Annotated in this window: 11 protein-coding genes; 4 read left to right on the top strand and 7 right to left on the bottom strand. The window is 65.6% G+C overall.

Annotated elements, in window-relative coordinates:
• Nucleotides 1–73: 73 nt before the first annotated feature.
• The 3 genes from QSJ19_RS26095 to QSJ19_RS26085 are packed head-to-tail and all read right to left on the bottom strand — an operon-like array spanning nt 74 to nt 3,422.
• Nucleotides 74–823, bottom strand: a complete 750-nt coding sequence (locus QSJ19_RS26095) for an SGNH/GDSL hydrolase family protein (protein WP_286323966.1) — start codon at nt 821–823, stop codon at nt 74–76.
• A gap of 16 nt (nt 824–839) precedes the next feature.
• On the bottom strand, nt 840–1,601 hold the full coding sequence (locus QSJ19_RS26090) for an SDR family NAD(P)-dependent oxidoreductase (RefSeq protein ID WP_286323965.1): 762 nt from the start codon (nt 1,599–1,601) through the stop codon (nt 840–842).
• Nucleotides 1,602–1,646: 45 nt separating this feature from the next.
• Nucleotides 1,647–3,422 (bottom strand): acyl-CoA dehydrogenase, encoded by a 1,776-nt coding sequence (locus QSJ19_RS26085; RefSeq protein ID WP_286323964.1) that lies wholly within the window; start codon nt 3,420–3,422, stop codon nt 1,647–1,649.
• Nucleotides 3,423–3,529: 107 nt separating this feature from the next.
• Here QSJ19_RS26085 and QSJ19_RS26080 point away from each other — a divergent pair, with 107 nt between their 5' ends.
• Nucleotides 3,530–4,114 carry a TetR/AcrR family transcriptional regulator gene (locus tag QSJ19_RS26080; RefSeq protein WP_286323963.1) on the top strand — a complete coding sequence of 195 codons (585 nt, stop codon included), beginning with the start codon at nt 3,530–3,532 and terminating at the stop codon, nt 4,112–4,114.
• A 152-nt stretch (nt 4,115–4,266) separates the two neighbouring features.
• Here the strand turns inward: QSJ19_RS26080 and QSJ19_RS26075 are convergent, their stop codons facing one another.
• From QSJ19_RS26075 to QSJ19_RS26065, 3 genes are all read right to left on the bottom strand, one after another.
• On the bottom strand, nt 4,267–4,536 hold the full coding sequence (locus QSJ19_RS26075; protein WP_286323962.1) for a RidA family protein: 270 nt from the start codon (nt 4,534–4,536) through the stop codon (nt 4,267–4,269).
• Between the two features lie 92 nt (nt 4,537–4,628).
• Nucleotides 4,629–5,528: a carbohydrate kinase family protein gene (locus QSJ19_RS26070; protein ID WP_286323961.1), complete on the bottom strand. Its 900-nt coding sequence runs from the start codon at nt 5,526–5,528 to the stop codon at nt 4,629–4,631.
• On the bottom strand, nt 5,525–6,181 hold the full coding sequence (locus QSJ19_RS26065; protein WP_286323960.1) for a class II aldolase/adducin family protein: 657 nt from the start codon (nt 6,179–6,181) through the stop codon (nt 5,525–5,527). Before QSJ19_RS26065 ends, QSJ19_RS26070 begins: the two co-directional genes overlap by 4 nt.
• A gap of 84 nt (nt 6,182–6,265) precedes the next feature.
• On the opposite strand from QSJ19_RS26065, the gene QSJ19_RS26060 reads away from it, so the two are divergent.
• The 3 genes from QSJ19_RS26060 to QSJ19_RS26050 all read left to right on the top strand — a co-directional run bounded on the left by QSJ19_RS26060 (nt 6,266) and on the right by QSJ19_RS26050 (nt 7,878).
• On the top strand, nt 6,266–6,532 hold the full coding sequence (locus QSJ19_RS26060; RefSeq protein ID WP_286323959.1) for a DUF6891 domain-containing protein: 267 nt from the start codon (nt 6,266–6,268) through the stop codon (nt 6,530–6,532).
• A 4-nt stretch (nt 6,533–6,536) separates the two neighbouring features.
• Nucleotides 6,537–7,097: a hypothetical protein gene (locus QSJ19_RS26055; protein WP_286323958.1), complete on the top strand. Its 561-nt coding sequence runs from the start codon at nt 6,537–6,539 to the stop codon at nt 7,095–7,097.
• Nucleotides 7,098–7,227: 130 nt separating this feature from the next.
• Nucleotides 7,228–7,878: a hypothetical protein gene (locus QSJ19_RS26050; protein WP_286323957.1), complete on the top strand. Its 651-nt coding sequence runs from the start codon at nt 7,228–7,230 to the stop codon at nt 7,876–7,878.
• Between the two features lie 102 nt (nt 7,879–7,980).
• Here QSJ19_RS26050 and QSJ19_RS26045 read toward each other — a convergent pair whose 3' ends face one another.
• Complete coding sequence (locus QSJ19_RS26045) at nt 7,981–9,012, bottom strand: LGFP repeat-containing protein (protein WP_286323956.1); 1,032 nt, start codon at nt 9,010–9,012, stop codon at nt 7,981–7,983.
• Nucleotides 9,013–9,670: the final 658 nt, after the last annotated feature.

Genomic DNA, 9,670 nt, shown 5'->3' with positions numbered 1-9,670 from the left:
CAGACCGCGAACGAGCAGAACACGAACGAGAGGAGCACGAGGGCTAGCGCGAACGACTAAGCCGCGGTGTATATCAGGCGCGCACGTCGGTGACTCGCACCCACGCCGGGTGCTTCGCCGTCCGATCGTCACCCGACGAACGACCCTGGATCCGACGGATCACCCATGGCGTCAGATGCCCACGGACGAACCGGATGTCCTCGACGATCCGCACGCCACGAACCGACTCCGTCGGACGGTCGGGGACCTCGACGGTATGGACCCCGACTGCCCGGAGAACGTGTGCGGCCACTCGTCGGTGGCCGATGGCGTTGAGGTGCAATCGATCCGCCGACCAGTAGACCGGGCGCCGGATCTCGGCATCATGAAACATGTCGACAAAGGTCAACCCCTCGTCCGACGCCAGCGTTGAGATCTCGGAGGTGAGGAACTCGCCGCGAGCGCGGATCGTCGACCCGAATGGCAGGCCCGCCGACGGATCCGCCCCGGCGAGTAGGACCACGTCGACCCCGGCATCGCGACAGCGGCGCACCGCTGTGCGCGTCAGTGCGATGAGGGCGGGCAGGTCGCTGCCGGGGCGCAACATGTCGTTGCCGCCACCGTTGAACGTCATCAATGTCGGCAGCGGGTCCATCGACAACGCCGCGTCCACCTGCTCCGTCGCGATCGGTTCGAGCAGCCGGCCGCGGATCGCGAGGTTCGCGTACTCGACATCGCCGTGTTCGACTGCGAGACCGTCGGCGACCAGATCGGCCCAGCCGCGGGGATTCACGCCGTCGGGTTCGTCGCCCACACCCTCGGTGAAGCTGTCACCGATGGCCACATACCGCACCACAGGACTACGTGACGGTCACGCCGCCGTCGACGGCGATCGTCTGACCGGTGACGTACCCGGACGCGGGCGATGCGAGCCAGATGGCGGTCGCGGCGAGCTCTTCGCCCTGACCCATGCGGCCGAGAAGCACGCGCGGCAACTGGGATTCGAGATAACCGTCGTGATAGGTGTCGGTCATCTCCGACTCGAAGAATCCCGGCGCGATGGCATTCACCCGAATGCCCTTGCGTGACCCCCACTGCTGAGCGAGGTCACGCGTCAGACCGATGACGCCGGCCTTGCTGGACGCATAGGCCGCCTGTGGGAGTCCGGCGGTCGTGAGACCCAGGACGCTGGAGATGTTGATCACCGAGCTGCCGGGTTGCATGACACGTCCGCAGGCCTGAGCCATCCAGTAGGACCCGTTGAGATTCACGTCGATCACCGAACGGAACTGCTCGGGAGTCTCGCGGGTGGCGGGGACCGCGGTGCCGACGCCGGCGTTGTTGATCAACACGTCGACCCGACCGAAGGTGTCCATGGCTGCATCGATGACGGCCTGGCACTGATCCGGGTCGGCGACATCGGCGGGCACCGACAGGGCCTTGCGGCCCAACGACTCCACCGCTGCGGCGGTGTCGGCGAGACGGTCGGCGCGGCGCGCGGCGAGCACGATGTCCGAACCGGCCTCGGCGAACGCCGTGGCGAAGGCGACGCCGAGACCGGACGATGCACCGGTCACGACGACGACCTTGTCGGACATGTCGAACAGATCCATCACGGGCATGGGGTACTCCTGGGTCGGGTAGTTGCGGGTGAACGTGTGGGACGGTCAGAACCAGGCGGGCTCCGCGTCGAGAGTGGTGCGGTCGAGCGCAGCGACCAGGGTCAGGCCGGCGAGCGCCTTGGGGAGTTCGTAGCGGAAGAAGTAGCGAGTCGCGGCACGCTTGCCGTCGTAGAAGTCGCCCGTCCGATCGCCGACCGCCAGCAGCTGGTCGAGCCACATCCACGCCAGCACGATGTGGCCGGCTGATTCGAGGTAGGCTGTCGAATTGGCCAGCGCGACAGAGGGATCGCCGGTCGACCAGACCTGGGTCGTGGTAGCCACCAGCTGATCCACGGCGGCGCGGAGATCGGCGGCGTGGCCCGCGGTCGACTCCTCGGCCGACGCACGTTCCACTGTGTCGCCGATGGTCTCGGCGAGAAGGGCGAGTCCGGCCCCGCCCTGCATGATGACCTTACGACCGAGCAGATCGAGTCCATGGATGCCATGGGTGCCCTCATGGATGGGGTTCAGACGGTTGTCACGGTAATACTGCTCGACGTCGAATTCCTTTGTGTACCCGTAACCTCCGTGGATCTGGATGGCGAGACTGTTGGCCTCCAGGCACCACTGCGACGGCCAACTCTTCGCGATCGGGGTGAGTACATCGAGCAGGAGCCCGGCGCGGGCTTCGTCGTCGCCGGTTGCGGTGGTCTGCTCGTCGACCAGCTTGCTGCAGTAGAGGCCGAGCGCCAGAGCGCCTTCGACATAGGACTTCTGGGCGAGCAGCATTCGCTTGACGTCGGTGTGTTCGATGATCGGGATCGGCTTGGCGCCCGGGTCCTTCTGGTCGACCGGACGGCCCTGGGTGCGGACCTTCGCGTACTCCAGAGATGCGAGGTACCCCGCGTAGCCGAGCGATGTGGCGAGGAAGCCCACGCCGATGCGTGCCTCGTTCATCATCTTGAACATGTAGGACAGTCCGCGGTGCTCTTCGCCCACCAGGAACGCGACTGCTCCGGATTCGGTTGCCGGAGAGTGGGTTCCGTCGCCGAAGTTCAGCAGGGTGTTGGTCGTCGCGCGGTTGCCCATCTTGTGGTTCAGGCCGACGAGCGCGACGTCGTTGCGGGTGCCGTCGGCGAGATACTTGGGCACGATGAACAGCGAGATGCCCTTGACCCCGGGGCCGCCGCCGGGAGCCTTGGCGAGGACGAGATGGACGATGTTCTCGGACAGTTCGTGGTCACCGGCCGAGATCCACATCTTGGTGCCGGTGACGCGGTAGGTGCCGTCGCCGATCGGTTCGGCCTTGGTGGTGATGTCGGCGAGCGAGGATCCCGCCTGCGGTTCGGACAGGCACATCGTGCCGAAGAATCGCCCCTCGACCATCGGTCGCACCCACGTGTCGATCTGCTCGGGTGTGCCGTACTCGGCGATGAGGTTGGCATTGCCGACAGTGAGGAAGGTGTACGACGACATGGCCGCGTTGGCTGCCTGGAACCAGGCCATCGCCGCACGGTTCACGACGGTCGGCAGTTGCATCCCGCCGAGGTCGTCGTCGAACGACCCGGCCATGAGACCGGCCTTCACGAACTCGGCGATCCCGGACCCGATCTCCTCGGGCAGGACGACGGTGCCGTCGTCGCCGACATACGGTTCGTTCTGGTCGCCGAGCTTGTTGAACGGTGCGAATCGTTTGGTCGCCAGGTCCTCGCTGAGTGCGAGGACGGCGTCGAACGTGTCGCGGGAGTGCTCGCCGAAGCGCTCGCGGCTGGTCAGCTTCTCGACGTCGAGCCACTCGTAGAGCAGGAACTCGAGATCGCGTCGGGAGAGTGGGGCGGCCATGGGACTCCTTCGTCAGCTGAGCGCTCGCTCATTTCTAAGCGCTCGCTTATGATGCACCGTACAGTGCGATCGGTCAATGACCGATCGCGTCGACGAGGAGGTGCACGATGGCGGGGACGCGGACGGGTGACTCGACCGCGGCAGATCGGATCCGGCAGGCCGCCATCGCGTCGTTCGCCGAGGTCGGCTACGGCGGCACCTCGACGCGGCAGATCGCCAAACGACTGAACATGAGTGCGGCGGCGATGTACCCGCACTACCGGTCGAAGGAAGAACTGCTGTTCGCCATCGCGCTCGACGGCCATCAGGGTGTGCTGGCGGCGCTGCGATCGGTCGACGACGAGACGGCGCCGGCCGGTGAGCGGCTCCGGACCGTCGTCGCCGAGTTCACCCGGTGGCAGGCCGAGCACCACGAGTTGGCGAAGGTCGTGCAATACGAGCTGCACGGCCTCACGCGTGAGCACTACCGGACGATCACCGCCATCCGTCGCGAAACGTCGGAGGTGCTGGCGGTCATCGTCGGCGGAGGTGTCGACTCCGGCGAGTTCTCCGTGGCCGACGCCGACGACGCGGTGCTCGCCCTGTCGTCGTTGTGTGTCGACGTGTGCCGGTGGTTCCCGTCGCGTACACACCGGGATCCGGTGGCTCTGGGCCGGGCATACGGTGATCTCGCGGTGCGGATGGTGCGATAGCGGGCGAACGGTTCAGCGACCGGCCTGGGCGGTGATCTCGATGGCGAGACCGGGCAGGGCGAGAGCGGTGATCCCGACGAGCGCTGTCGGCGGCGTGTGTCGCCGCGATGTCGGTTGTGTGGATCGTCCAGCGAGAACACGTCGGCGAGGGGTCATCCGGCATGCGCCAGGATCTCCTCGATGTGGTGGACGGTCAACGAGAGTTGCGCGGCGTGATCACCGTCGTGCAGGACGCGACCGTCGTCGACGGAGGCCTGGCCGGCGATGGTGAGGATCTCCCGAGGGGCGGGCGGAACTGCGCGTGATCGAAGCGGAATGGGGCGTTCCAGGTCGAGGGATTGATACGGGTGAGCGGCGGGGCCGGTGTCGTGGTCATGTCCACGAGACTCGCTCAGATGCAGCAGGTTTCCCATCCCGGTCATCGGGGGAGTTGTCGACCCGGATTTCTGGGGGTCATGCGATCGGTGGACGTGGGGCCGCCGGCCGGGGCCGGGTTCGGGTTCGGCGTTCGGGGTCAGCCGGCGACGGACGACCAGGTGAAGTCGCCGTGGTCGCTGCCGAGTCCGGTCGCCACGATGCCCGCCACCGCACAACCGATCTCCGCTGCCTCTCGCAGGCCGTGGTCGTGTCCCCGCGCCGCGATGAAGCCCGCGGAGAAGGAGTCGCCGCATCCGCTGGTGTCGACCACGGTAACCGCGCGTGCGGGAGCGTGTTCGGCGTCGTCGGCGGTCACGACGTGGGCGCCGTCGGCGCCGGCGGTCACGGCGACGCACGCGACGCCACGGTCGATGAGTCGGCGGCACGCGACGACCAGGTCGCCCTCGCCGGTGAAGCCGCGCACCTGATCGTCGTTGGGCAGGAGGTAATCCAGTTGCGCCAGAACGGGATCGATCCAGGCCAGCAGTCCGGGATCGCCGTCGGCGAGGATGTCGGCGGAGATCGTCGTCCCGGCCGCGCGGACGTCGGCCAGGAGCGGAGCCAGTTCGGGCGGGTTGAGCAGCTCCGGCGCGCCGATGTGGAGATGGTCGACCCCGGTGAACAACTCCAGGGGTGCGTCACCGAGCGGGTAGGCGAGGTTGGCGCCGGGCAGATGCAAAGCCGGACGATCGCCGTTGCTGCGGATGGGCAACATGCTCATCGACGTCGGCGCCTCGACGGTCACGAGGTGATCGGTGTTGACGCCGTGTCGGTTCAGCATGGTCGTCAGGAGGTCGCCGGGATCGTCGGCGCCGATCGCGCCGACCGTGAACACCTCGACGCCCAACTTGGCCAGCGTGATCGCGGTGCCCCCGGCCGGACCGGCCGCCGACATGCGGATATTCTGCACGAGCGCCGCACCCTGGCCGCCGGGGATCTTGTCGACGGGCTGGGCGAGGACATCGAGGACGTGCGCACCGAACGTGGCGACTCTCATACGTTCCTCCCGGGAAACGGTGTGTACTGGCGTTGCAGCGCGGTGACGACGACCTCGGTGATGTCATCGTCGGTCAGGACGGCCGGCGGAGCGACGGCCGCCGACCGGAGATAGAGGTCCGCGAGCCAGTCGACGAGTTCGATTCTGTCGCAGGCCATGTCAGGGTCGTCGCCGTAGGCGACCGATCCGTGGTTGCGCATCAGCGCGGCGGTCCGATCGGTGAGTGCGGCAGCGACCGCATCGCCCAGTTCCCTGCTCCCGAACACCGCGTACGGGGCGACCCGGATGGTGCCGCCGATGAGTGCGGCGGTGTAATGCACGACCGGCAGTTCGTCGAGGATGTTGGCGACGGCGATCGAGGCGACCGGATGGGCGTGCGCGACCGCCGATGCCGATGTGTGGCGGTAGACGTCGAGATGGATGCGCAGCTCCGATGTCGGCCGGAAGGTGGTGTCGTCGGCGACGGTCCCGTCCAGATCGACGACGACCAATTGCTCGGCGGTGACGTCGGCCAGCCGGCATCCGGACGGCGTGAGCACGACGTGGTCGCCGTGCCGCATGGAGAGGTTGCCGCCGGTGCCGTGGGTCATGCCGGCACGGCCCAGGCGATGGGACGCCGCGACCACAGCTGCCCGCTCGTCGGTGAATCGCACGATCGAAACAGTACGCGACGTGATGCCGTCGGCCGAGCGAATGAACCACCGAGGCGGTGGAACCGGGAGACAGGAGACCGACACATGCGGGCAGAGGATCTCGGTGACCTGCAGGCGCTCGTGCGGTCGCGACTGGTGCCGGGCTTCGCGGAGCGGGCCGACATCGAGTCGGATGTCCGCGACTGCGCCGAGGACCTGGGCCTGTCGCCCGAGGATGCCGTCGTCGAGGTGCGCCGATCGTGGGAGGAACGGTCGTCGGTCGAGAGCGGATGGACCGATAACGGCGATTACGGTCGCCTCCGGTACGCCTTCGACGAGCTCTCCGCCGAGACCCTGCTGGCCGAGCAATAGCAGGATGGGTTGGATGCACGAGACCGATACGCACCTGCATGAGGCGGCGCTGGTGCCGTTCTTCGAGGACGGAGCCGAGAGCCGCGGGTCGACCATGGTCGACGGGGTGCACTACGAGGTCGTTGAGCACGGCCGGCGTCAGGGTGAGGATCGTTTGCGGGCATCGGCGGAGATCGTCGGTTGGCTGCTGCGCTGCCATTGCGACCGCTGGAACAGTTCCGACGGCTCGACCTGGACCGATCCGTTTCCGTGGACGCGGGTGCCCTCAGCGTCGCTGGAGGACCTCGCACGCCATCGCGTGTTCGCCCCCGACACCGACGTCCACGCCGACGAGCGACCCGAGGTCGAGGAAGCCGCACGGGCAGTGTGGCGCCGTGAACATATCGACCCGATCGACGTCGACGACGAGCTGCGGGCCGCCGTCACCGCCCGCAGACACGCCGACGCACAACTCGACGCCGCAGTGGCCAAGGCCCGCCGCCTGGGCCGCTCCTGGGCCGACATCGGCGCGGCCACCGGCATGACCCGACAATCAGCAAACGAACGATGGAAAGACCGCACATGAGCACTGACTAGCTCAGAGCGCGCGGTGGCCAGTACACGACGAGACGCAGAGCTGCTACCGTCTGTTATAGGTGCTCCTGCGCCCGGCGGCGTCGACCGCCGGACCCCTTGTCTAGTGCGCAGGTGAATCAATGAATATTGAACGCGAGTCGTTCTTTTTGACTCAAGCGCTCGTGCGTGGGCATGTATCGCCCGTCGAGGCTGATGCGATGCGCCGCGTCGTCCCTGTCGACCGAGACGTGTTCGATGATATCGCGCTACGACTAACTGTCGCGCCACTCGATGAAGGCACGTGGGAGACGGCCAGCGGCCCCTTCTTAGAGTACGGGCGATACCTGCGCACCGATGCGTGGCGACAACCACCACTCGTGCCGCCAGAGGTAACCGGGGCGGTGTTCGCTGCCGCCACCGGGTATCGACAATGGCGGCCCGGTGAGCCCCGCCTGGAAGGTCACGGATCGACTGCAGTCCACCAGGTTGAGGTCCTGACCAACCTGATTCAGAAGTTGGCCGGTAGCGCCTACAACGATCTGCACCAGGCAGCCCGCCGCGTGTACAGCCAGGTGATGGCCAGCCGAATCCGAGACGGGTTCGTACACCCCGTTATTGGCGCTCGAGTATGGGCTCTCATCGACGCACCACCTCCGCACGCGAGTGAGGATGAGCGAGCCATTCAGACAGTGGCCGAGCTGAGTCGGACCTGGACGACAACCACAGGCCGGCATCAACGCAGAGACCTCGAGAGCAGCATCGCACAGCTCGCGCTGCAGGTCGCCTGGTAACAGCCGACATGCTCCCGCCGGGATCGAACCCGTCGAACCCGCCGTGGCCGACTGTGCATGTCGCCACGGCGGGCTCTCGACTACGGGTTAACCGTGACGAAGCTAGGTGTTCCAGCCCCTGGCGCACCCACCCCAATCGGCACCCGCGTCCCCTCCGGTGTACGCAGACCACACCTGATTTCCGGCTGCGGGCCGGTAACTGATATACGCCCAGCGGTGAGAGTTCGCCTTGCCGTTCTGCCAGGCAATGCCCAAGTTCGGATCATGTGCTCCGTCCCAAGGATTACCTCGTGTGTACACCAGGACGAGACAGGTGATGAAGTTCTCGGTGTCCTTGTCCGGGCGGTGTCCCGAGTAGATGATATGTCGGTACCGGGCACATGTGAGATGCATCGGGCTGGGAAAGCCCTTAGGCGATTGGTACATGGACAAGACCGGGTAATTGTCTGGAATGTCGCCGTTGTACTGGCAATCCTGCATGCCAGCAATGATCTCTGTCATCTTGCCCTCTTGCTTGCAGTCGGAGAGCTGGTAGATATTGCAATCCTCATACTCGTCGGCAAATTTCGCCCATCCGAACGGATTCTCGACCACTTCTGTACCCGCAGGCGACCAGAAGATGGTCCCTTTCTCGAACTTGTTGTAGAATTGATAACCGTTGTTCAGCTCATCGCTGATGGGATACCCGAGATTCGAACCAACAGGACCACCGAGAGACAGGTACTTCTCCCGAATCTTGCCCTGGACGTTGTGCGCCCCACCTTGCGGTGAGTAGTAGATCGTGCCGCCTTGGAACTCCTGTCGACGACCGCCGGGCATCACAATCTCATCAGTGGTCGGATACTTGAGAAACCCACTCTCGTAACCGTGGTCGCCCCATTTGGCAAGGAAGTCATGGGCAACCGGTCTCGCCGTCACCGATGGATGCCAATAGATGTTGCCGCCCAGAAACTCTGACCGCTTGCCCACCCGGTCAGGGTTGGTCAGCTCGTTCGACTTCGGAAATGTCAGAAAGCTGTTCGGGCCGCTCAGTTGATTGTACTTATCGCGAATCAACCCACACACCTCATACGGTGCGGGCCAATACACCTGGCACCCCGCAGCCACCCGCGCCGTCGTGAGCCGGGCCTCCATCGTTTCCGCCTTATCGGCGTCAGCCTTCGTAAACGGCTTCGGAACCTCCTCGCAATCTGAACGCATTTTGCCCCGCACCACAGTCGACTTCGGATTTGCCGTCGCCGACCACTTGCGATTCGACCTCTCCCCGGACCGGCCACGAGAACACTCCGCAGACGCCGACGGCCTCGGCGACGACGGCGCCGACGATTCCGGTGCCGACGACTCAGGGACCGACGGAACGGCTGAGCTGGTCGGCTCTTTCGGCGCCGGAACCACCTGCGGTTCAGACGGCTGCGTAGCTTGTGGTGCAGGTGGCGACACCGGTGTAGAACCGCGATCCCGAGGGGGCGGCGCAGTGGTCGTTGAACTCGACGAGGGCACCGGATCGGCGAACGCCACACCACTTACTACCAGCTGTGACGCACAGACGACTGCGCCAACAGTCACAATCAAACGCGCACGAAGACGCATGGAAGCACTCTCCCGCAACTAGTTTCGGACTGTTTACAGGAACTGATCAGCAACCTCTCAGCGACGCTACAGGACATAACGGACAAGCGTGCGAAATCGCAGCCGCTGTATTCACGACAAAACGGATAACTGGAGCTACGGCTGTCGGATTCGCCCGCAGCTCGCGCATGTCACTCGCGCGTGGTTAGTTGAAGCGGTGGTA

The sequence above is a fragment of the Gordonia sp. ABSL11-1 genome (genome assembly GCF_030315685.1).
Lineage (GTDB): Bacteria > Actinomycetota > Actinomycetes > Mycobacteriales > Mycobacteriaceae > Gordonia.
The sequence above is the reverse complement of the archived record's forward strand: the minus strand, read 5'-3'. Positions and strand labels throughout refer to the sequence as shown.

Bases quoted from the DNA above. Each gene is read 5' to 3' on its own strand.
- QSJ19_RS26090 (WP_286323965.1), bottom strand. From the start codon at position 1,601: ATGCCCGTGATGGATCTGTTCGACATGTCCGACAAGGTCGTCGTCGTG.
- QSJ19_RS26085 (WP_286323964.1), bottom strand. From the start codon at position 3,422: ATGGCCGCCCCACTCTCCCGACGCGATCTCGAGTTCCTGCTCTACGAG.
- QSJ19_RS26080 (WP_286323963.1), top strand. From the start codon at position 3,530: ATGGCGGGGACGCGGACGGGTGACTCGACCGCGGCAGATCGGATCCGG.
- QSJ19_RS26075 (WP_286323962.1), bottom strand. From the start codon at position 4,536: ATGACCGGGATGGGAAACCTGCTGCATCTGAGCGAGTCTCGTGGACAT.
- QSJ19_RS26070 (WP_286323961.1), bottom strand. From the start codon at position 5,528: ATGAGAGTCGCCACGTTCGGTGCGCACGTCCTCGATGTCCTCGCCCAG.
- QSJ19_RS26060 (WP_286323959.1), top strand. From the start codon at position 6,266: ATGCGGGCAGAGGATCTCGGTGACCTGCAGGCGCTCGTGCGGTCGCGA.
- QSJ19_RS26055 (WP_286323958.1), top strand. From the start codon at position 6,537: ATGGGTTGGATGCACGAGACCGATACGCACCTGCATGAGGCGGCGCTG.
- QSJ19_RS26050 (WP_286323957.1), top strand. From the start codon at position 7,228: ATGAATATTGAACGCGAGTCGTTCTTTTTGACTCAAGCGCTCGTGCGT.
- QSJ19_RS26045 (WP_286323956.1), bottom strand. From the start codon at position 9,012: ATGGAGGCCCGGCTCACGACGGCGCGGGTGGCTGCGGGGTGCCAGGTG.